General features: G+C 74.7%; 20 protein-coding genes, 1 tRNA gene, 1 pseudogene and 1 riboswitch. Of the genes and pseudogenes, 16 read left to right on the forward strand and 6 right to left on the reverse strand.

Translation table 11 applies throughout. From position 1 onward, the window contains the following. The first annotated feature begins 31 nt into the window (after positions 1-31). From FZ988_RS09560 to rlmB, 3 genes are read left to right on the forward strand one after another with little or no spacing between them, the layout of a single operon-like run. Positions 32-1,249: an alanine racemase gene (locus FZ988_RS09560; RefSeq protein WP_149203789.1), complete on the forward strand. Its 1,218-nt coding sequence runs from the start codon at positions 32-34 to the stop codon at positions 1,247-1,249. 31 nt (positions 1,250-1,280) lie between these two features. Beyond that, the gene (gene cysS, locus FZ988_RS09565; protein WP_149203790.1) at positions 1,281-2,750 is read left to right on the forward strand and encodes a cysteine--tRNA ligase; all 1,470 of its coding nucleotides are present in this window, start codon (positions 1,281-1,283) and stop codon (positions 2,748-2,750) included. Then, positions 2,750-3,832: a 23S rRNA (guanosine(2251)-2'-O)-methyltransferase RlmB gene (gene rlmB / locus FZ988_RS09570; protein ID WP_149203791.1), complete on the forward strand. Its 1,083-nt coding sequence runs from the start codon at positions 2,750-2,752 to the stop codon at positions 3,830-3,832. Before cysS ends, rlmB begins: the two co-directional genes overlap by 1 nt. Before the next feature lie 126 nt (positions 3,833-3,958). Here rlmB and FZ988_RS09575 read toward each other — a convergent pair whose 3' ends face one another. From FZ988_RS09575 to FZ988_RS09590, 4 genes are all read right to left on the reverse strand, one after another. Continuing rightward, positions 3,959-5,200: a DUF4032 domain-containing protein gene (locus tag FZ988_RS09575; RefSeq protein ID WP_149203792.1), complete on the reverse strand. Its 1,242-nt coding sequence runs from the start codon at positions 5,198-5,200 to the stop codon at positions 3,959-3,961. A 74-nt stretch (positions 5,201-5,274) separates the two neighbouring features. Further along, positions 5,275-6,402, reverse strand: coding sequence for an ABC transporter ATP-binding protein (locus FZ988_RS09580; protein ID WP_149203793.1), 1,128 nt, complete (start codon positions 6,400-6,402; stop codon positions 5,275-5,277). Positions 6,403-6,613: 211 nt separating this feature from the next. Further along, entirely contained in the window at positions 6,614-7,495 is an 882-nt protein-coding gene (gene otsB / locus FZ988_RS09585; protein WP_246169376.1) for a trehalose-phosphatase, read from the reverse strand. Continuing rightward, positions 7,488-9,086: an alpha,alpha-trehalose-phosphate synthase (UDP-forming) gene (locus tag FZ988_RS09590; RefSeq protein ID WP_149203795.1), complete on the reverse strand. Its 1,599-nt coding sequence runs from the start codon at positions 9,084-9,086 to the stop codon at positions 7,488-7,490. Before FZ988_RS09590 ends, otsB begins: the two co-directional genes overlap by 8 nt. Positions 9,087-9,228: 142 nt before the next feature. Here FZ988_RS09590 and FZ988_RS18740 point away from each other — a divergent pair, with 142 nt between their 5' ends. The 8 genes from FZ988_RS18740 to FZ988_RS09630 all read left to right on the forward strand — a co-directional run bounded on the left by FZ988_RS18740 (position 9,229) and on the right by FZ988_RS09630 (position 15,770). Further along, positions 9,229-11,106: a protein kinase domain-containing protein gene (locus FZ988_RS18740; protein ID WP_223145084.1), complete on the forward strand. Its 1,878-nt coding sequence runs from the start codon at positions 9,229-9,231 to the stop codon at positions 11,104-11,106. A gap of 55 nt (positions 11,107-11,161) precedes the next feature. Continuing rightward, a complete protein-coding gene (locus FZ988_RS09600; protein WP_149203796.1) occupies positions 11,162-11,665 on the forward strand; it encodes a hypothetical protein in 504 nt (167 codons plus the stop codon). 229 nt (positions 11,666-11,894) lie between these two features. Beyond that, positions 11,895-12,740 (forward strand): DsbA family protein, encoded by an 846-nt coding sequence (locus FZ988_RS09605; RefSeq protein ID WP_149203797.1) that lies wholly within the window; start codon positions 11,895-11,897, stop codon positions 12,738-12,740. Beyond that, entirely contained in the window at positions 12,733-13,425 is a 693-nt protein-coding gene (locus tag FZ988_RS09610) for a vitamin K epoxide reductase family protein (RefSeq protein ID WP_246169378.1), read from the forward strand. Before FZ988_RS09605 ends, FZ988_RS09610 begins: the two co-directional genes overlap by 8 nt. Before the next feature lie 82 nt (positions 13,426-13,507). Next, positions 13,508-13,582, forward strand: a tRNA-Thr gene (locus FZ988_RS09615). 313 nt (positions 13,583-13,895) lie between these two features. Continuing rightward, a complete protein-coding gene (locus FZ988_RS09620; RefSeq protein ID WP_149203798.1) occupies positions 13,896-14,291 on the forward strand; it encodes a hypothetical protein in 396 nt (131 codons plus the stop codon). A 31-nt stretch (positions 14,292-14,322) separates the two neighbouring features. Then, complete coding sequence (locus FZ988_RS09625) at positions 14,323-15,027, forward strand: signal peptidase I (protein ID WP_149203799.1); 705 nt, start codon at positions 14,323-14,325, stop codon at positions 15,025-15,027. Further along, positions 15,024-15,770 (forward strand): hypothetical protein, encoded by a 747-nt coding sequence (locus tag FZ988_RS09630; protein ID WP_149203800.1) that lies wholly within the window; start codon positions 15,024-15,026, stop codon positions 15,768-15,770. The genes FZ988_RS09625 and FZ988_RS09630 overlap by 4 nt, the downstream gene beginning before the upstream one ends. Here FZ988_RS09630 and FZ988_RS09635 read toward each other — a convergent pair. Beyond that, a complete protein-coding gene (locus tag FZ988_RS09635; RefSeq protein ID WP_149203801.1) occupies positions 15,757-16,701 on the reverse strand; it encodes an SGNH/GDSL hydrolase family protein in 945 nt (314 codons plus the stop codon). The genes FZ988_RS09630 and FZ988_RS09635 overlap by 14 nt on opposite strands. Positions 16,702-16,802: 101 nt before the next feature. Further along, positions 16,803-16,877, forward strand: a riboswitch (cyclic di-GMP riboswitch). Positions 16,878-17,078: 201 nt separating this feature from the next. Between FZ988_RS09635 and FZ988_RS09640 the strand changes: the two genes are divergently transcribed. Next, entirely contained in the window at positions 17,079-17,492 is a 414-nt protein-coding gene (locus tag FZ988_RS09640; protein WP_149203802.1) for a hypothetical protein, read from the forward strand. A 132-nt stretch (positions 17,493-17,624) separates the two neighbouring features. Here the strand turns inward: FZ988_RS09640 and FZ988_RS09645 are convergent. Then, positions 17,625-18,290: pseudogene (locus FZ988_RS09645) on the reverse strand (uracil-DNA glycosylase); the annotation flags it as partial. Positions 18,291-18,480: 190 nt separating this feature from the next. Here FZ988_RS09645 and FZ988_RS09650 point away from each other — a divergent pair. From FZ988_RS09650 to FZ988_RS09665, 4 genes are read left to right on the forward strand one after another with little or no spacing between them, the layout of a single operon-like run. After that, positions 18,481-18,780 carry a DUF3263 domain-containing protein gene (locus FZ988_RS09650; RefSeq protein WP_246169416.1) on the forward strand — a complete coding sequence of 100 codons (300 nt, stop codon included), beginning with the start codon at positions 18,481-18,483 and terminating at the stop codon, positions 18,778-18,780. 30 nt (positions 18,781-18,810) lie between these two features. Then, positions 18,811-19,437, forward strand: coding sequence for a LytR C-terminal domain-containing protein (locus tag FZ988_RS09655; protein WP_149203805.1), 627 nt, complete (start codon positions 18,811-18,813; stop codon positions 19,435-19,437). A 59-nt stretch (positions 19,438-19,496) separates the two neighbouring features. Next, positions 19,497-19,700, forward strand: a complete 204-nt coding sequence (locus FZ988_RS09660; protein WP_149203806.1) for a cold-shock protein — start codon at positions 19,497-19,499, stop codon at positions 19,698-19,700. 19 nt (positions 19,701-19,719) lie between these two features. Then, positions 19,720-21,168, forward strand: a complete 1,449-nt coding sequence (locus FZ988_RS09665; RefSeq protein ID WP_149203807.1) for a phytoene desaturase family protein — start codon at positions 19,720-19,722, stop codon at positions 21,166-21,168. The last annotated feature ends 158 nt before the right edge of the window (positions 21,169-21,326 follow it).

Here is a 21,326-nt window from a genome sequence, read left to right on the forward strand (position 1 = left end):
GGGGAGCGCACCCGGCCGTCAAGATGGGCGGATGGACCTCCAGGCACGGCTGGCCGCGACCGCGGGGCGCCCCGCACCCTGCGTCGCCGTCGACCTCGCGGCGTTCGACCACAACTGCGCCGAGCTGCTGCGCCGTGCGGGCGGCAAGCCCGTGCGCCTCGCGACCAAGTCCGTGCGCGTCCCCGGCCTCGTGGACCGCGCGCTCGCAGGCGGCTTCGCCAGCCTCATGACGTACTCGCTGCGTGAGGCGCTGTGGTGGGCCGCGCGCGGCGCCCCGGACGTGCTCGTCGGGTACCCGTCGGTCGACGCCGGCGCGCTCGCCGAGCTGGTGCGTGACCCGCGTGCGCTGGCCGCGGTCACCGTCATGGTCGACGACGAGGACCAGCTCCGGCTCGTGCGGCAGGCCGTCGCGGCCGAGGGCGGGGCGAGCACGCGCGTGCAGGTCTGCCTCGACGTCGACGCGTCCCTGCGCCTCGGGCCGGGCCTGCCCGCGCGGCGGCGCGCCCACCTCGGGGTGCGACGCTCGCCCCTGCGTACGCCGCACGACGTCGCCGCGCTCGCGGGGCGCGCGCAGGACGGCGGCGGCGTGCACGTGCGTGGGCTCATGTTCTACGAGGCGCAGGTCGCGGGCCTGCCCGACTCCTCGCCCGCCGTCCGCGCGGTCAAGCGCGTGTCGCTCGCGGAGCTGGGCGTACGGCGTCGCGCGGTCGTCGCAGCCGTCGAGGAACGGCTGGGCCACCCCCTCGCGCTCGTCAACGGCGGAGGCACCGGCTCCCTCGAGGCGACGGCGCAGGACCAGGCCGTCACCGAGCTCACGGCCGGCTCGGGCCTCCTGGCCCCGACCCTCTTCGACGGGTACCGCCCCGGTCGCGGGACGACGCCGCTGCGGCCCGCCGCGTTCATCGGCCTCGACGTCGTGCGCCGGCCCGCGCCGGGCGTCGTCACGGTCTTCAGCGGAGGGTTCATCGCGTCCGGCCCGCCCGGCCGCGCACGCTCGCCGCGGCCGGTGCTCCCGCCCGGGCTGCACCTGAGCCGCTCGGAGGGTGCGGGCGAGGTGCAGACGCCGCTGCACGGCCGCGCCGCGGACGCGCTCTCCATCGGGGACCGTGTGTGGCTGCGGCACGCCAAGGCGGGCGAGGTCATGGAGCGGTTCGGCGAGGTGCTCCTCGTCGGCGGGGACCAGGGTGCGCAGGAGGCCGCGGTCGAGGCGGTCCCGACGTACCGCGGCCTGGGCCTCGCCTTCGGCTGAGCGTGCGGGCGGGCGCCGGTACCCTTGCGCGGTGAGCCTGCACCTGTTCGACTCCGCCACGCGCGACCTGCGCGCGTTCGTCCCCCTGCGTGACGACGAGGTCGGCATCTACGTGTGCGGTGCGACCGTCCAGGGTTCGCCGCACATCGGCCACATGCGCATGGCCGTCGCGTTCGACGTGCTCGTGCGGTGGCTGCGGCGCAGCGGGTACGCCGTGACGCTCGTGCGGAACGTCACGGACATCGACGACAAGATCCTCGCGAGGTCCGCGGAGGCGGGCGTGCCGTGGTGGGCCTGGGCGCAGCGGCACGAGCGCGAGTTCACGGCGGCGTACGACGCGCTCGGCGTCCTGCCCCCGACGTACGAGCCGCGCGCGACGGGCCACGTGACCGAGATGGTCGAGCTCATGGCGCAGCTCGTGGAGTCGGGCCACGCGTACGTCACTGGCGAGGGCGACGTCTGGTTCGACGTGCGCTCCTACCCCGAGTACGGCGCCCTGACCAACCAGCGGCCCGAGGACCTCCCCCCGGCCGCCGACGACCTGCCGACGACGGGCACCGACGGGACCGACGACGCGTCGGCCGGTGACGGCGCCGGTCTCAAGCGCGACCCGCGCGACTTCGCGCTCTGGAAGGGCGTCAAGCCCACCGACCCCGCCACGGCCTCCTGGCCCACGCCCTACGGCCGGGGTCGCCCCGGCTGGCACCTCGAGTGCTCGGCGATGGCACACCGCTACCTCGGCGACACGTTCGACATCCATGGCGGCGGCCTCGACCTGCGCTTCCCTCACCACGAGAACGAGCAGGCCCAGTCCAGGGCCGCCGGCCAGGGGTTCGCGCGCCTGTGGATGCACAGCGCGTGGGTCACGCAGGGCGGCGCGAAGATGAGCAAGTCGCTCGGCAACTCGCTCATGGTGGGCGCGATCCTCGAGACCACGCGCCCGGTCGTGCTGCGCCACGCCCTCACGGCCGTCCACTACCGCTCGATGCTCGAGTACACGCCCGAGACGCTGCACGAGGCGGAGGCGACCTGGAACCGGCTCGCCGGGTTCGTGGCCCGCGCGGTCGACCTCGTGGGTGCGGTGCCCGACGCCGAGGTGGAGGTCGCGCCGCTCCCGGCCGACTTCGTCACCGCGATGGACGACGACCTCAACGTGCCCGCGGCGCTCGCCGTCGTGCACGAGCACGTGCGCCGCGGCAACACCGCGCTCGCGGGCGGCGACCCGGTCGACGTCCGCGCCGAGCTGGTCGCGGTCCGCGGCATGCTCGACGTCCTGGGGCTCGACCCGGCCCGGTGGGAGACGGCGGAGACCGGTTCCCGGGCCGAGGGGGCGCTCGACGCGCTCGTGCGTGCGGAGCTCGACGTCCGCGCGCAGGCGCGCGCCGCCAAGGACTGGGCGACGGCCGACGCCGTGCGTAACCGCCTCGCCGCCGCCGGCGTCGTCGTGGAGGACTCACCGACGGGTGCCCGCTGGTCACTCGCCCAGGACGAGGAGATCTGATGGCAGGCAACTCACAGCGCCGCGGCGCGACACGCAAGACCGGTTCGAAGAAGGGCGCGACCGTCGGCACGGGTGGCAAGGGCCGCCGCGCGCTCGAGGGCCGGGGCCCGACGCCCAAGGCGGAGGACCGTCCCTACCACGTGGCAGCCAAGCGCAAGGCGGCTGCCGAGCGTCTCGACGCGGCCAAGGGGCGCGGCCGGGGTGCGGCGCCCGCCACCGAGCGGGGCGGGGCCGGCAGCGCGCGTGCCGCTTCCGCGACACCGACGGGTCGTCCCACCGGCGGTCGTCCCACCGGCGGTCGTCCCGCGGGTGGGCGCGGCCCCAAGGCGGCGACGGGTGGCGCGGAGATCGTCGCGGGCCGCAACTCGGTCGTCGAGGCGCTCCGTGCGGGCGTCCCGTGCGCCGGGGTGTGGGTCGGTCATCGCATCGACGCGGACGAGCGGGTCCGCGAGATCCTCAAGATCGCGTCCGACCGGGGCCTCCCGCTGCTCGAGGTCACCAAGCCGGAGCTCGACCGCCTGACCGACGGCCTCGTCCACCAGGGCGTCGCGATCCAGGTCCCGCCGTACCCCTACTCGGACCTCGACGCGCTCCTGTCCCGCGCGAGCCGGGCGGGTCAGCCGGCGCTCCTCGTCGCCCTCGACGGCGTGACGGACCCGCGCAACCTGGGTGCCGTTCTGCGGTCGGCCGGTGCCTTCGGCGCCCACGGCGTCGTCGTGCCGGAGCGGCGTGCCGCGGGCGTGACGGCGTCGGCGTGGAAGGTGTCCGCGGGCGCGGCCGCCCGGGTGCCCGTCGCCCGGGTGACGAACCTCGTGCGCGCCCTCGGCGAGCTGCGTCAGGCGGGCTGCTTCATCGTGGGGCTCGACGCCGGCGGGACGATCGAGGTGGCGGACCTCCAGCTCGCCGTCGACCCGGTCGTGCTCGTGGTCGGCTCCGAGGGCAAGGGCCTGGGGCGCCTGGTCCGCGAGACGTGCGACGTCGTCGCGTCGATCCCGATCGGCAGCGCGGTCGAGTCGCTCAACGCCGGGGTCGCGGCGGGCATCAGCCTCTACGAGGTGGCCCGGCTGCGTCGGCAGGCCTGACCACGCCGGTCCGCCCGGCGGTCGCGCCTGCGCGTGACCGCCCGGTGGACCGCGCGGGTCGGGTGGGGTCCACGTGACGGTCGGGTTCGACCCGCGTGACGGTCGGGCGCGCCCGCGACCGGGCGCCTACTCGACCTGCGGGATGATCGCCGTGTCGACGCCGAGCACGGCCTTCTCGTCGGGCCGGTGCCGGAGCACGTTCTCGATGTAGCTCGTCACGGCCTCGGCCATGGGCACGTCCCGGCCCTGCTCGCTCGAGATGTACCAGCGGTGGTCGAGCATCTCGTGGAACATCTGCGCGGGCTCGAGCTTGCCGCGCAGCTCGCGTGGCACGGTCCGGACGGCGGGCTCGAAGACGGTGGTCAGCCAGTCGTGGGCCGCGAACTCCTCGTCCTCGCCCTGGCGGTCGGTCGCGGCCCGGTAGGCGTCGAGGTCGTTCAGCAGGCGGCGGGCCTGGTTCTCCTCGACGTCGAGGCCGGTGAGGCGCATGAGCCGGCGCGAGTGGTGGCCGGCGTCGACGACCTTGGGCTGGATCTGGACGGTCGTGCCGTCGACGTCGGTGGTGATGTCGAGCTCGCCGACGTCGAAGCCCAGCTCGTTGAGGCGCTCGATGCGCGCGGCCACGCGCCACCGCTCGGCCGAGCCGAACGACTCCGCGTCGGTGAGGGTCGCCCAGAGCTCCTCGTACCGCTCGACGAGGCGAGCGCCGACCTCGACGGTGTCGACCCCGGTCTCGAGCAGCTCGCCCGCCTCGAGGTCCATGAGCTCGCCGATGATGTTGACGCGCGCGACCTCGAGGTCGTACCCGCGCTGCCCGTCGCTGAGCCGCTGGTGGAGGTCGCCCGTCTCGGCGTCCACGAGGTACGCGGCGAACGTCTCGGCGTCGCGCCGGAACAGGGTGTTGGACAGGGACACGTCGCCCCAGTAGAAGCCCGTGAGGTGCAGACGCACGAGCAGCACGGCGAGCGCGTCGATGAGGCGCCCGGTCGTGTCCGGCTGGAGGGTCTGGCTGAAGAGCGCGCGGTACGGGAGCGAGAACTGCAGGTGCTTGGTGATGAGCACGGCCTCGAGCCGCTCACCGTCGGGCGTGCTTCGCCCCGTGATGACCCCGACGGGCTCGACGCTCGGCACGTCGAGGCGGCTCAGGGCACGCAGCAGCTCGTACTCGCGGTAGGCGACGGTCTCGCCGATCTCCTTGACCGCGATGACGCGGCCCGACAGCTTGACGAACCGGACGACGTGCCGCGAGATGCCGCGGGGCAGGGCCGCGAGGTTCTCGGACGGCCAGTCCTCGAGCGGGATGTGCCAGGGGAGGTCGAGCAGGGCAGGGTCGGGCGCCGCCGCCGTGATCTGCAGGGACTGCGCCATGCGTGCTCCTTCGACGCGGAGGGCGGGACGGCGTGTGCCGTCCCGCCCTCCGCGGTGCTGGTGGTCCGGGTCGGTCAGACGTCGATCCGGCTGCCGGTCGCGGACGAGAACACGTGGCGCTCGCCCGGGCGGATGGCGACCCAGAGGGTGTCACCCTTCATCGGGACGGACCGCGGGTCGACGCGCACGATGATCTGCGCGTCGCCGGCGCCCGAGTGGATCTCCTTGGCCGCGGCGCCCGCACCGGCGAGCTCGCCGTACACGAACGCGTCGGAGCCGAGCTCCTCGACGAGGAGGACCTTGACGGGGATCGCACCCTCGTTGGCCTGGGTCACGACGTCGAGCGCCTCGGGCCGGAAGCCGATCGTGATCTGGCCCTTGTCCTCCGGCGAGACCGCGGAGATGACGCTGCGCTCGAGCGGGATGCGCGTCTGGCCGAGCTGCGCACCACCCTCGACGAGCTGGAACGTGCCGATGTTCATGGCCGGGGAGCCGATGAAGCCGGCGACGAAGACGTTGCTCGGGGTGTCGTACATCTCGCGCGGGGTGCCGACCTGCTGCAGGAGGCCGTCCTTGAGGACCGCGATGCGGTCACCCATGGTGAGGGCCTCGGTCTGGTCGTGCGTGACGTAGACCGTCGTGACGCCGAGGCGGCGCTGGAGCGAGGCGATCTGCGTGCGCGTCTGGACGCGGAGCTTGGCGTCGAGGTTCGACAGCGGCTCGTCCATGAGGAACACCTGCGGCTGACGGACGATCGCGCGGCCCATCGCGACACGCTGACGCTGGCCACCCGAGAGGGCCTTCGGCTTGCGGTCGAGGTACTCGGTGAGGTCGAGGATCTTCGCCGCCTCCTCGACCCGCTTGCGGATGTCCGCCTTGGGCGTGCCGGCGATCTTGAGCGCGAAGCCCATGTTGTCCGCGACGGACATGTGGGGGTACAGCGCGTAGTTCTGGAAGACCATCGCGATGTCGCGGTCCTTCGGCTGGACGTCGGTCACGTCCCGGTCGCCGATGAGGATGCGGCCCGCGTTGACGTCCTCAAGGCCCGCGAGCATGCGCAGGGAGGTCGACTTGCCGCAGCCGGAGGGGCCGACGAGGACGAGGAACTCGCCGTCCTCGACGTGCAGGTCGAGCGCGTCGACCGCGGGGCGCTCCGTGCCGGGGTAGATCCGAGTTGCCTTGTCGAACGTGACCGTTGCCATGATGCAAGATCCCTTCACCGGCAGGTACGTGCCGGACGATCCGTCGTGAATGGGAGTGTCATGGTGTCGTCTGCGACACCGACACGGGAGGCCTGAGGCCCCGTCGGAGACCGACTGTGGTCCAGGTCACCCGTGCGACGGGCTCATCCTGCCACATCGGGCGGTCCGGTCCGCGTCCCCCAAGGTCCCTTGTGCCGGCCGGCGCGAGGTGTCAGGCGCCTGGCGCCAGGAGGTCGGCCAGGTGCGCGAGGGCGCCCGCGACGGCGCTCGGGTCGGCGACGCGCAGCCGGGCAGCGGTCTCGCCCGGGCCCACCTTCACCGTCACGTCAGCAGGGCGCAGCGTGCGGAAGGCCCGCTCGTCGGTCACGTCGTCGCCCGCGTAGAGCACCGTGCCCACGCCCAGCTCGCCGCGCAGCGTCGCGAGTGCCTCGCCCTTGCTCACGTGCAGCACCGCGAGCTCGACGACGTCCTTGCCCCGCATCGCGTCGACCCCCGGCCGTCCGCCGAGGTCCAGCGCGAGCGCCGTCAGGCGCTCGGCGTCGTGGGGCGCCGCGGTGCGCGTGTGGAGCACGACGGAGGCAGGCTTGTGCTCGACCCGCGCCGTGGAGCCGGCGACGGCCTCGACGAGCACCTCGGTGAGCTCCGCGTGCAGCGCGGCCGTCGGTGCGTCGAGCGCGAGGTCGGAGCGCTCGAGGCGTCCGGAGACCCACCGGCCGCGCTCCGCCCCGTGGCTGCCGACGAGCCAGGTGCCGTCGGGCACCTCGGCGCGCACGGCGAGGTCGTCGATCGCCCGCCCGCTCACCAGGGCGAGGACGACGCCGTCGGCCGAGCCGAGGCGGTCGAGCGCCGCGACGGCCTCGGGCAGCGCACGGCTCTCGTCGGGGTCGTCCCGCAGGGGGGCGAGCACACCGTCGAAGTCGAGCGCGACGAGCACCGGGCCGCCCGCGCGCGCCTCGTCCGCGAACGAGCGGAGGGCGGATGCGAGGTCCGCTGCGGGCGTCGCGCCGTCCGTCGCGCCTGCCCCGCGGCTCACGTCCGGTGCCGGGCCGGGCGCGACGTCGGCCTGCTCGCGGCGCGCGTCGCCGTCAGACACTGCGCGTCCCCGACTCGAGCGCGGCCACGTCGTCATGCGTCCCCTCGCCGGCCGGGTACGGCCCGGCGTCCTCACCGGCGTCCTCACCCAGGTCCGGGTGCTCGTCGTGCGCCGCCCGGCGCACGGCGTCGCGCGGGCCCGACTGGGCGGGCTGGTGCGCGTGGCGCAGGCCGGTCGGCTCGTGGGGGGCGTCGGGCTCGTGCGCGCTGCCCAGCGTCGTCAGGAACCGCTGCGACCACTTGGTCACGTCGTCGTCGAGCACCCGCCGGCGCAGCTTGCGCATCCGGCGGCGCATCTCCCTCGGCTCCATGCGCGCGGCGCGCTCGATCGCGTCCTTGAGGCCGTCGATGTCGTGCGGGTTGACGAGGATCGAGCCCGCGAGCTCGTCGGCGGCGCCCGTGAACTCGCTGAGCACGAGCACCCCGCGCTCGTCGACGCACGCCGCGACGAACTCCTTCGCGACCAGGTTCATGCCGTCGCGCAGCGACGTCACGAGCATGACGTCGGCCGCGAGGTAGAGCGCGGCCATCTCCTCGGGCGGGTACGAGTGGTGCAGGTAGTAGATCGCTGCGGAGCCGATCTTCCCGTGCTCCCCGTTGATGCGCCCGACGAGGGTCTCGACCTCCTCTCGGAGCTGCTGGTACGCCTCGACGTTCTCGCGGCTCGGGCTCGCGACCTGGACCAGCGCCGCGTCCGGCACGTCGAGGCGGTGCTCGGCGAGGAGCTCGCCGTACGCCTTGATGCGGTGCCGGATCCCCTTGGTGTAGTCGAGGCGGTCGACGCCCAGGAGCAGCACCTTGGGGTCGCCCAGGTCGGCGCGGATCTCGAGGGCGCGCGCCCGCACGGACTCGCTCCGGGCGAGCGCGTCGAACCGGGCCGAGTCGATCGAGATGGGGAAGGCCGCGGCCCGCACGAGCCGGTCGCCGACGGTCACGAACTGGCCGCGCGTCGGCAGGTCCGTCATGCGGCGCACCACGCGCACGAAGTTCGCGGCGTCGCCACCGCGCTGGAAGCCCACGAGGTCGGCCCCGAGGAGCCCCTCGACGACCTGTCGGCGCCAGGGGAGCTGCGCGAAGATCTCGAGCGGCGGGAACGGGATGTGGTGGAAGTAGCCGATCCGCAGGTCGGGTCGCAGCTCCCGGAGGATCGCCGGGACGAGCTGGAGCTGGTAGTCGTGCACCCAGACGGTCGCGCCCTGCGCGGCCTGCTCGGCGGCGGCCTCCGCGAACCGTCGGTTCACGCGCCGGTACGCGTCCCACCAGTGGCGGTGGAACTCGGGCGGGCTGATGACGTCGTGGCTCAGCGGCCAGAGCGTGTCGTTCGAGAAGCCCTCGTAGTAGTCCGCGACCTCCTGGGCCGTGAGCGTCACGGGGACCAGGTGCATGCCGTCGCCGTCGAACGGCTCGACGTCGACGTCGGCGGAGCCGCTCCAGCCGACCCACGCCCCGTCGGCCGCCTGCATGACGGGCTCGAGCGCGGAGACGAGGCCGCCGGGGGAGCGGCGCCAGCTCGGGCTGCCGTCCTCCTCGACGGTGACGTCCACGGGAAGTCGGTTGGCCACGACGACCAGCTGGTACTGCGTCCTAGTCACTACCTCAGCTCCTCGGGTCTGTGGTCGAGGCTATCGGCGCCCGGCCCGGCCCGCTCGGTGCAGCGGTGCGGGCCGCCCGGCGCGGCGTGCGGCCCGCGCGCGCCTGGCCGGGCCGAGCGGCCCCCCGGGCTAGCGTGTCGGCATGGAGCGCATCGGCGTCGCCCCGGGCACGGAGATCGGCGGGTACCAGGTCCTGGGCCCGCTCGGTCAGGGCGGGATGGGCGCCGTCTACCGTGCGGTCGACGGCGAGGGCACCGTCGTGGCGCTCAAGCTGCTGCACCCGCACCTCGCGGCCGACGCCGACGCGCGCGAACGCCTGCGGCGCGAGGTCGCGCACCTGCAGCGCGTGCGTCATCCCGGGGTCGCGCGGGTGGTCGACGCCGAGATCGAGTCGACCGAGGCCTTCGTGGTGACCGAGCTCGTGGACGGCGAGGACCTGGGCGCGCGCATCCGGCTCCGCGGGCCGCTGCCGCCCGTCGAGCTCGCCGACGTGGCCGAGCGGCTCCGCGCGGCACTCGCCGTCGTCCACGAGGCGGGTGTGCTGCACCGCGACCTCACCCCGGGCAACGTCATGGTCACGCCGCGCGGCCCGGTGCTCATCGACTTCGGCATCGCGCAGGCGGTCGACGACGCGCGCGTCACGTCGACCGGCCTCGTCGTCGGGACGCCCGGCTACCTCTCTCCCGAGCTGCTCGAGGGCGCCGAGCCGTCGCAGGACGGCGACTGGTGGGGCTGGGCCGCGCTCCTCGCGTTCGCGGCGACGGGCCGGCCGCCGTTCGGTACCCGACCGCTTCAGGCGGTGCTCGCCCGGGCGCGCGCGGGCGAACCCGACCTCGACGGCGTGGCGCCCCGGACCGCGGCGGCGCTGCGCGCGGCGCTGCGCACCGAGGCGTCCCGGCGCGCGACGCCCGAGGCCGTGGTCGCCGAGCTGCGCCGGAGCGCGGGCGGTGAGCCCGACCTCGACGACGCCGAGGCGGCCGCCGCGTCCGCGGACGACGTCGGGACGCGGGTGCTCACGGCCGGCGCCGCACCCGGCCTCGCGGACGACGACCTGCCCGGCGACGACCTGCCCGACGACGACCTGCCCGACGACGAGTACGACGACGACGCCTACGGGGACGACGCCTACGGGGACGACCTCACGGAGACCCAGCTGGTCGGCTCGGACGGCCGCACGTGCGTGCTCGCGACGGCGCCGCCCCCGCCCGCACCACCCCAGCGGCCTCCTCCCCCGCCGCCCCCCGACGCGACGCAGGTGGTCCCCGCGTACGGCGCAGGCGTCCTGCCGGGGGACGGCGACGACCGGCGCGGCGACCCGTACCCCGACGCCCACGACGACGACCCGTACGACGACGGCGCGCCCGACGACGACGAGGTCGAGGACGTCGTCGAGCCGGAGCCGCCCCGCAGGACGGGGACCGTGCTGGCGCTCGGCCTGCTGCTCGCAGCGGCGGGCGCGACCCGTCCCGGCATCGCCCTGCTCGTCGCGCTCGTCCTCGCGGTGCTCGTCCGCTCGGTCGGGCTCGACGTGGCCGCTCTGCACGCCCGCCGGGCCCGCCGCGGCACGTCACGAGCCGGGACGGTCGGCGCCGTCGTCGGGTGGCCCTGGTACCTGCTGCGCGCGCTCGTCGGCGTGGTGCCGGCGGCCCTCGTGGCCGCGAGCACCGTGGTGGTCGTCGCGGGCGTCGGCTGGTGGCTCGTCGACTCGGGCCACGTGCTCGTGGCCGCCCCGGAGCCGGGCAGCACGGCCGGGGAGCTCGCGCGCAACGCCGCGTGGGTTCCACCCGCGCTGCTCGCGCTCGCGGTCACCGTCGGGCTCCTCATGCTGTGGTTCGGGCCCATGAGCCGCAGCACGCGCCTCGGTGCGCGCTGGACCCTCGGGGCCCTCGCGCCGGGGCTGCCCGGTGCGGCGACCCTGACGATCCTCGCGCTCGCGGCGGCCGCGGCGCTCGTGACGCTCGTGGTCGTCGGCCAGGACGTCGTGTGGTGGCCCCTCCCGGGCCCGCCCGAGCTGCGCTGACGTCCGCTCGCAGGTCCCTGTCCCGCCCGGCGGGCGCCCGCGTATCGTTGCGCGCATGAGCCGCCGGCCGTGGAGCCCCCGCTGGGTGCTCTCGGCGACCCTCGGGGCAGCGCTCGGCGGTGTCCTCGCGGCGTTCGCCGTGCTCGTCCGTGGCGGCGCGGTCATGGTCCACCAGTGCGTCGCCGCCGACGGCGCCGCAGGCTGGCTCGGCCTGCGCCTCGCGCTGCTGCGCGTCGACGGGGACTGCCCCACCGGTGCGCTCGCGATCGGCGGTGACGGCCGCCAGGTCATGGGCGTCGTCGCGATGGTCGCCCTGCCCGTCCTCCTCGCGCACCTGGGAGGGCTCGGCGTCGGCGTCGCGCTCCTCGCCCTGCTCGCACGGGTGCTCCGCGGGGCGGCCGACGCCCTGCGTCACGTCGGCCCGCGGGTCGTGGCCCCCGCCACCGTGCCCGCGACCCCGCGCTCCGCGCCCGCCGTCGCGTCGTTCCACGCGGTCGTCAGCGCGCTGACCACCACGTCCCTGCGCCGGCGCGGCCCGCCGGTGGCCCTTCCGGTCTGACGCCTCGCGTCGTACGGCTCGTCCCTCGTGGCCGAGCCGCACGGCGACGTCGTCGGCCCCGCCGCGTCGGCCCACCGACGCGACCCCAGCACCCACCGAGGTCGTCACGGCCCGGTCCGCGCCCACCCGGGACGTCGGCCGGCCACCGACGGCCGACCGCACGGCGGCTGCTGGCCGTGCACCAGACCCAGGGCAGGCCCCGGCCACCCAACCGTCCAGGAGGAGTCCCATGTCCAACCCGTCCAAGGCGCAGCGTCGTGACGACGCACGCGCGCAGGCGCTCAAGCTCCGCGAGGAGCAGCAGCGCACCGCCAAGCGCCAGCGCACCGTCGCCATCAGCCTGCTCGCCGTCGGCCTGCTCGTCGTCGGCGGCATCGTGTTCTGGATCTTCAGCAACATGCCGGAGCCGGCACCCGACTTCTCCGAGGTCGAGGACCCGCTGGGCAGCGTCTCGGCGCCCGCCACGGCGACCGACGCCGGCGGGATCCGCGTCGGGCAGGACGGCGTCGCGGGCGACGACGCCTCGGGCGACGACCCGATCGACGTCGTCGTGTACTCCGACTTCATGTGCCCGCTCTGCGGTGCGTTCGAGCAGCTCAACGGGCCGACGCTCACCGAGCTGAGGGAGAACGGCGAGGTCGTCGTCGAGTACCGGCCGGTCTCGATCCTCGACCGCTACTCGCAGGGCACCGAGTTCTCGACCCGTGCCGCGACCGCCTCAGCGCTGGTCGCCGACCAGGACCCCGAGACGTTCGTCGCGTTCACGGAGGCGCTCTTCGCGGGGCAGCCCGCCGAGAACACCCAGGGCCTGTCCGACGAGGAGATCGCCACGATCGCGCGCGACGCGGGTGTGGACGAGGCGGTCGCCGCGGCGATCGAGGACGGCAGCTACGTCGAGGGTGACGACTCGTTCGAGCCGTGGGTCCTGGCCGCGAGCGAGCAGGCCTCGCGCGACTTCCCCGACGGCTTCGGCACGCCGACCATCCTCATCGACGGCCAGAACCTGACCGACCTCGGGGTCGACTGGCGCATCGAGGGTGCGCTCGAGGCCGCGATCGAGCAGGTCCGTGGCTGACCATGGCGCGCCCGTCATGACGCTGCCCGAGGACGCCGCCGAGGAGGCGACGCAACCCCAGGACCGCGACGGCCTGGTCGCGCGCGCCTTCCGGATCCGGCACGACAACCGGTTCATCTTCACGACGATGCTCATCTCGGCGTGCGTGAGCCTGTTCGCGTCGTTCGTGCTCTCGGTCGACGCCCTGCTGCTCGCGGAGAACCCGGACCAGCTGCTGTCCTGCGACATCAGCTCGACGCTGTCCTGCGGGGCGGTCGCGCAGTCGTGGCAGGCGAGCCTGTTCGGGTTCCCGAACGCGTTCCTCGGGATGGTCGCCGAGCCGGTCGTCATCACCATCGCGGTGGCGTCGCTGGGTGGGGTGCGGTTCCCGCGCTGGTTCATGTTCTCGGCGCAGGTCGTCTACACGCTGGGCGTGATCTTCGCGTACTGGCTGTTCGCGCAGTCGATGTTCGTCATCGGGGCGCTGTGCCCGTGGTGCCTGCTCGTGACGGTCTCGACGACCCTGGTGTTCACGACGCTCACGCACGTCAACGTCCGGGACGGGAACCTCTTCCTCCCGCCCCGGGCCTCCGCGGTCGCCCGGTCGGCGATCGCGCGTGAGGTCGACGTCGTCGTGGTGTGGCTGTGGCTCATCGCGCTCGCAGGCCTCGTCGCCCTCAAGTACGGGCCGAGCCTGCTCGGCTGACGGCAGAGCGGCCCGGACCCGTCACGAGGCGGGGCCGGGCCGCTCTGGCAGACTTGACGCCGCGCCGGCTCGCCGGCGCCGCGCCGCCTTAGCTCAGTGGTAGAGCTCCCGCCTTGTAAGCGGACGGTCGTCGGTTCGAATCCGACAGGCGGCTCCATCCGGCCCCAAGGCCCCACCCGGCGCCAAACCCGGACATGTGCTCCACGCCGCTCACCCGAACGGGTGATGGAGCGGCGAACCGCCCGCCCGAAGTGTCCGGAAATGCCCGGCTCCAGCGGGTGAAATCGCTGTGACCTGCGACGTCACACCCGTTCCTGCCCCCTGACGCATGATCACGCGGGCCAGACTTGGCGGGTCCTGGCCCCGGGTCCCCAACCGTGGAACCCAGGACGGCCGGCCACGCCGGTCCTACCCCCCTTTGCGGCGGCGTCCCCCAACGTCGCCGAACCCGACACCGAAGGAACACCCTCATGGCTTCCACGCGCCGTAAGTCCGCCGCGATCGCTCTCGCCGTCGTCGGCATCGCCGGCCTCTCGCTGGCCTCCGCGGCCCAGCTGACCGTCAACACCAGCACGCTCCAGGCCGGCAAGGTCGCGGTCGGCAAGTGCGACGACAACGGCGTGAAGGTCGACTACACGTCGGCGTTCGCGGCCGGCTCGTACAACGCCACCGGCCTGTCCGTGACGGACATCGCCGCGGCGTGCGACGGCGGCACCATCAAGGTCACCGTGATCGCAGGCGGCACCACGCGCGAGGTCACCGGCACGAGCATCTCGGGCGGCACCTTCACGCCGACCGCCGCCGCGTTCGGTGCGGCGATCCCGGCCGACGCCATCACCGACGTCGCGGTCGTCATCACCAAGTGACCCGGTGACGGTGGCTCGTACGAGCCCTGTCGTGGCGACCCACGAGGTGTCCGGTGCAGCCGGCGCGGGACTCCCGCGCCGGCTGCTCGGCCACGCCTCGGGCGCCCTGTGGCTCGTCGGCGCCGTCGTCCTCGGCTGGTTCCTGTGGCCGAGCTCGCTCGGCGGCTGCACGACCGTGACGATCGTGTCCGGCGAGTCGATGGAACCCACGTACTACACCGGTGACCTGGTCGTGTCCCGCTGCGGCGAGGTCGAGGTGGGCGACGTGATCGTCTACCAGCCGGCCGACACCGGCGGTGCGCGCATCATCCACCGCGTCATCGGCGGTTCGGCCGACGACGGGTGGCTCGTCCAAGGCGACAACAACGACTTCGTCGACCCGTGGGAACCACGCGCCGAGGAGATCCTCGGTTCCCCCGTGCTGCACCTTCCGCAGGTCGGCCGGTTCGCGTCGATCCTGCTGAGCCCGCTCACCTGGATCTCGCTGCTCGTGGTGGCGCTCGCCGTCGTGATCTGGCCGAGCGACGAGCCGGACGCCGACGACGACGCCGCGCAGGGTGCTGCGACGCCTGCCGCGGAGCCCGCCGACGCGGACGACGACGCACCCGGCCCCCTGCTCGACCCGCACGATCCGCTCGACGCGCACGGCGCGCACGAACCGCACGACGCGGACGACGACGCCCTCCCGGTCGGCGGACCGGCGACCGGTCCCACGACGAGAGGAGTGACGGCGTGAGGCGCCTCCTGCTGCTCGCCGTCGTGCTCCTGCTCGGCGTCACGGCGACCCTTGGCCACGCGAGCGCCGCGAGCCTCGCGGTGACCAGCCGCACGCTCCAGGCCATGCACGTGACCCATCCCTGCCCGGGGACGGCGACGGCGGTGCCCGCGACCCGCTCCGGCAACCAGTACACGGCCGTCACGGTCACCGTCCCGGAGGCGTGCGCCGGCCGTCCCGTGAACGTCGCGGTGGTGAACGGCTCGACGGCGCGCACCGGAACGGCCGTGGCCGCCTCGCCGACCGCGACGCGCTACACCGTGCCGCTCAGCGGCGCCTACACGGTGGGCACCGCGACCACGGTCAGGGCGACGGTCAGCGGCTGGGGCCTGCCGGTATCGATGCTCCCCGCCGTCTCCTGCCGCATCCCCGGCAACCCGGCCGCGACCTGCACGGCGACCGCGACCGACGCGGCGAACTGGTGGGAGTGGCTCAACCCCGACCGCCACGACATCACCGTGCGTGTCACGACGAGCACCCCGACGGCCGAGCCGTGGGAGCTGACCTTCAACTTCGCGGCGCCCGGGTTCCGCGCCGTCTCCGACCTCGGAGGTCCGACGACCCTGACCAGCCAGACGGGCTGCGCCGACCTGCCCGTCTACCGGGTCACCGGCTCGGGCGCGACGGCGTCGGCGCCCCAGACGTTCACGCTCATCGCCAACAGCTGGATCGGCGGCAACCAGAACCTGCTCAGCTGCTCCTGACGCCCGTGCTGCCCGGGCCGCCCGGCCCGGCCGGGCCGACCGGCCCGCCAGGGCCGCCGGGTGCCGGGCCGGCGTCGACCGGCTCGAGCGCGGGCCGCTTGGGCCGGCGGCTGTCACCCGAGGAGCGGCCACGCAGTCGCCGCGTCGCCCACGGGTAGGCGTGGGCGCGGAACCACTCGGCGTCCTCGCGCAGCTGGGCTGCCCGCGGGAGGGGTGGCAGCGGTGTCATCGGGTCGTCCCACGCCGGGTCGTCGGGCTCGAGGCCCAGCGCGACGAGCGCGCCCTGGGCCACGCGCCGGTGACCCTCGGTGGTCAGGTGGATCCGGTCGGGTGCCCACATGCGCCAGTCGCGCAGCGACGCCATGCCCCACACGTCGAGCACGTGCGCGCCGTGGCGGCGGGCGATCGACCAGACGTGGGAGTTGAGCACGGCGACGCGTCCGCGGGTGCGACGCACCACGGGGCTGTCCTTGGCGTCCATGCCCGTGCCGAGCAGGACGTCCGCGCCCGCCGCGCGCAGGCGGACGACAGCGCGCTCGACAGCCGCCGCCATGCGGTCCGGGTCGGCCGCGGGCCGCAGCATGTCGTTGCCGCCGCCGACGAGGCTCACGAGGTCGGCGCCGAGGTCGAGGGCGGCCGGCACCTGGTCCCGCAGGATCGGTGCGAGGAGGCGCCCGCGGATCGCGAGGTTCGCGTACGCGACGGGCTCGCCGCCCGAGCGCTCGGCGAGGTGGGCCGCGAGCAGGTCCGCCCAGCCCCGGCACGGCAGCGTCGGGTCGACGGTCTCGGTGCGCACGGGTGGTTCGCCTCCCGGGACGTCCCACAGGCCCTCCGTGAAGGAGTCGCCGGTCGCGACGTACCGCCGCCACGGTGAGGGCGCCCTATCGGCAGGCGTCGAGGGATCCGCGCCTGCGGACCGGGTGAAATCCATCCTGCGAGTGTGCTCCGATGCCCCGTACGTGCCCAAACCGGACGCCCCTGTCCTTCCCGGGTATGGACGATGTGTCCCCTGTGGGTCATCCTGGGCAGGTCAGCGACAAGAGGCAAACCCATCGTGAGGTGGGGACGCAAAGCCACGGGACCCCTGGGGTCAGCCGGGCCACCGAACGACAAGAGGCCGATCATGAGCATCACGTCACCCACGTGGGCCACCTCCCTCCCAGCGCACGGCGCTGAACCGGGCCGCCACCCCTAGCCTCCTCGAGGCATCCCGCCCCAGGCCGCAGGACGCGACCACGGGGCGAACGCCGGACACGGATGTCCGGCTCAGGGAGTGCAGGAACCATCTCGGACCCAGGAGGGGGACAGATGATCAGCCGCAAGAATCGACAGGCCGCATCGGTGGCCCTCGTCGCGCTCGCCCTCGTGGGCGTCCGTGCCGCGTCCGCGGCCGGGCTCGACCTGGGTGGCGAGCAGATCCTGATCGGGAGTCAGAGCACCGAGCGGTGCTCCTCCTCTCAGGTCGACATCGACTACGACGTCGCGTACGACGCGTCGCTGCAGGGATACGGGGTGAGCGCTGCCCGGCTGTCGGGGCTGGACGAGCGCTGCCAGGGCTACGACGTCGTCGTGACCCTCAGCGGACCCGGGGGGGTCTCGTTGGCCGACATCACCGCAGTGGTGGACGCGCCGGACATGGCGGTCGTGGTGCCGGCGGCGACGCCGGTGAGCGCGGAGCAGCTCACGGGAGTGAGCATCGTGCTCAGGGAGGCCGAGGCCTAGACCTCAGCCCACTGACGTGGTGCCGCTCCGTGGGGACGGAGCGGCACCGGTCGGTGCGCCCGGGGTCGGCTGGTCGGCGCCCGCTGGCGGCTCGAGCGCTACCGCGCCGGCGCCCGTACCCGCGTGCCTGGCCCAGTCCACGGGCGGCGCGCCCTGCTCCGCGAGCAGCGCGTTGACGCGCGAGAAGGGCTTCGAGCCGAAGAAGCCGCGCGCGGCGGACAGCGGGCTGGGGTGCACGCTCTGCACGAGCGGCACGCCGTGGAGCGCGGGCCGCAGCTCCTGCGCGTCCCGGCCCCACAGGACGGCGACCAGCGGTCCGCCGCGCTCGACGAGGGCCGCGACGGCCCGGTCGGTGACCTCCTGCCAGCCCAGCGACCGGTGCGACGCGGGGCTGCCCTCCCGCACCGTGAGCACACGGTTGAGCAGCAGGACGCCCTGCTCGGCCCACCCCGTCAGGTCGCCGGACGGCCCGGGCGAGCAGCCGACGTCGTCGGCGAGCTCACGGTAGATGTTCTGCAGGGACCGGGGGAGCGGTCGCACGTCGGGCGCCACGCAGAAGGACAGCCCGACGGCGTGCCCGGGCGTCGGGTAGGGGTCCTGGCCCACGACCAGCACGCGGACCTCGGCCATGGGCCGCGCGAAGGCGCGGAGCACCGCGTCGGGGGCGGGTAGGTAGCGGTGCCCCGCCGCCGTCTCGGCCCGCAGGAGGTCGCCGATCGTGCGCAGCCTCGGCTCGACGGGGGCGAGCGCGGCGGCCCAGTCGGGCGCCATGATCTGGTCGAGCGGCAGGCGCGGCACGGGTGGACCCTAGCGCCGTCGCGCGACTCGCCCGGGGAATGACATGGCTGTGATTAGCGGCGTAGCATGAGGACGGCGCGGATGGCGGCACGACACCCCGACGAGGGGTCGAGGAAGCCAGGCGCGTCGGTGGGTCGTGGGGCACGCAGCGCCGCACGAGGACGAGCACGGGAGAGCACGCATGGACGCCATGGCGATCAGCACGCTGGCCGAGCGGGGCCACGAGCCCGCGGCCGCGAGCGAGCTGTCCGAGCGCGACCAGCAGATCCTCGCCTTCGAGCGCCAGTGGTGGAAGTACGCGGGCGCCAAGGAGCAGGCCGTCCGCGAGCTCTTCGAGATGTCCGCCACCCGCTACTACCAGGTCCTCAACGCGCTCATCGACTCGCCCGCGGCCCTCGCGTACGACCCGATGCTCATCAAGCGCCTGCGCCGCATGCGCACCACCCGTCAGCGGGCCCGCACCGCGCGTCGTCTCGGGATCGACGGCTGACCCACCGGCGCGACCGCTAGCCTTGCCGCCGTGAGCGCCCGCGACTACCCCCACCCCCCGGACGAGTTCGACGCGGCGGACGTGGCAGGTGGTCCGCGCGGAGCGCACCGCAGGCCGCGGAGCCGGCTGAGTCGTTGGCTCCCGTTCCTCGTCGTCCTCGTCGTCTTCCCTGCGCTCGCGTACGGGATCGTCACGTGGCTGTCCGACTGGGAGGGCCTCCCCGGCGCCGACACGACGACGACCGACACGACGGACACGGCCGAGGACGAGCCGGCGACGGACGACACGGCGACCGAGGAGACCCCGGCCGACGGCGCGACCACGGAGGAGACGCCCGCCGCGGAGCCGACCGTCGAGGCGCCCCCGCCTCCCGTCGCGAACCTGGCGACGCCCGTCGAGGTCTTCAACGCGACGTCGCGCTCCGGCCTCGCCGGCGGCGCCGCGGACCGTCTCGAGGAGGCCGGCTTCACGTCCGTCGAGGCGGGCAACTGGGACGGCGCCGACCTCGACACGTCGGTCGTGTACTACCCGAACGCCGACCACGTCGCCACGGCGCAGGCCGCCGCGGCAGCCCTGGGCCTGACCGCGGTCCAGGAGTCGGCGGAGGAGGCGCCCGAGGGCATCGTGGTCGTGCTCGCCGCCGACTACCGCTCCTGAGCGACCCCGCTAGGCTCGGCCGTTCACGGCATCACTCGTTCAGCGCGACAGGAGCAGCGATGGCTCAGGGCACCGTCAAGTGGTTCAACGCCGAGAAGGGCTTCGGGTTCATCACCCAGGCCGACGGCGGTCCGGACGTCTTCGTCCACTTCAGTGCGATCCAGGCCGACGGCTACCGCGCGCTCGAGGAGGGCCAGGAGGTCGAGTACCAGGTCGGCCAGGGCGCCAAGGGGCCGCAGGCCGAGCAGGTCCGCGCGATCTGACGCCGGGGCCGGCCGCGTCGTGGACGTCGTCGTCGTCGGGTCGGGCCCGGGCGGCCTCGCCGCAGCGGTGACGCTCGCGCGGTCGGGCCTGGCGGTCGAGGTGCTCGAGGCGCAGCCGACGGCCGGCGGGGGCGCGCGTACGGCCGACCTCGGGCTGGGTCCGGGCGTCGTGCACGACGTGTGCAGCGCGGTGCACCCGCTCGCGCTCGCCTCGCCGTTCTTCCGGCGCTTCGACCTCGCGGCGCGTGGCGTCGAGCTCGCCGTCCCCGAGGTGTCCTACGCGCAGCCCCTCGACGGTGGCGTGGCCGGCCTCGCGCTGCGGGACCTCGGCCGCACCGCGGACGGGCTGGGCGTCGACGGCGCCGCCTGGCTCGACCTCATGGCGCCCCTGGTCGAGCACGTGGACGGCCTCGTGGCGCTGCTCCTGGGCGACCACCGCCACGTCCCGGCCGACCTGCCCACCGCGCTGCGCCTCGCCCTGCGGGCGGCGGAGCAGGGCCTCGGCGCGACGTGGGGCCGACGGTTCCGGGGCCCCGTCGCGCCGGCGCTCCTGACGGGTGTCGCAGCGCACACCACGACGCGCCTGCCCTCGATCCCGGCCGCGGGCACCTCGCTGCTCCTGAGCACGCTCGCCCACGCCGGCGGGTGGGCGCTGCCGCGCGGCGGGTCGCAGGCGATCACGGACGCCCTCCTCGCGGACCTCGCCGCGCACGGCGGCGTCGTGCGGACGGGCCACGCCGTCCGGACGTCCGACGACCTGCCCGCGGCGCGCGCGTACGTGTTCGACACCGTGCCCTCGCTCGTCGCGCGCGTGCTGCCGCGGCACCTCGCCCCGGGCGTCGCCGCCGCGTACGGGCGCTACCGGCACGGCGCCGGGGCCGCGAAGGTCGACTTCGTCCTGTCCGGGCCCGTGCCGTGGGCGGCGGACGGCGTCGGGCGCGCCTCGACCGTCCACCTGGGTGGGACGCGCGAGCAGATGGCCGCGGCGGAGGACGCGGTGGCCCGCGGTCGGCACGCCGCCCACCCGGTCGTGCTCGTCAGCGACCCGTCGCTGACGGACCCGGGCCGGCTCGGCCGCGACGGCACCCGGCCGCTGTGGACGTACGCGCACGTGCCCGCGCGGTCGGTCGTTGACGTGACGGAGGCCGTGACCGCGCAGGTCGAGCGGTACGCGCCCGGGTTCCGGGACGTCGTCGTCGCGGCGCGGTGCGTGCCTGCCGCCCGCATGGCCGACGACAACGCGAACTACGTGGGGGGCGACATTGCCGCGGGCGCCGTGACGCTGCGCCGTGTCCTCGGCGGGCCCGCGCCGCGCTGGGACCCGTACCGGGCGGGTGACGGGGTCTACCTGTGCTCCGCCGCGGTCCCGCCCGGGCCGGGCGTGCACGGCATGGGCGGGTGGCACGCCGCCCGACGCGTGCTGGCCGACGTGTTCGGGATCCGACGCCCCCCGTCGCTCGCTCCGTGAGAGCCGGGGGCCGTGCCGGCTGCGCGCTGGGCGAACGCCCCCTCGTGGGGTGTGCGCGCCGCTTGCACTCACCGGTGCCGAGTGCCAATAATGAGTTAGCACTCTCGACCCGAGAGTGACAGAACGTACCTGGGCCTGGTGAGGTCCGGGGCTCGGTG

The sequence above is a fragment of the Actinotalea subterranea genome (assembly GCF_008364845.1).
Lineage (GTDB): Bacteria > Actinomycetota > Actinomycetes > Actinomycetales > Cellulomonadaceae > Actinotalea > Actinotalea subterranea.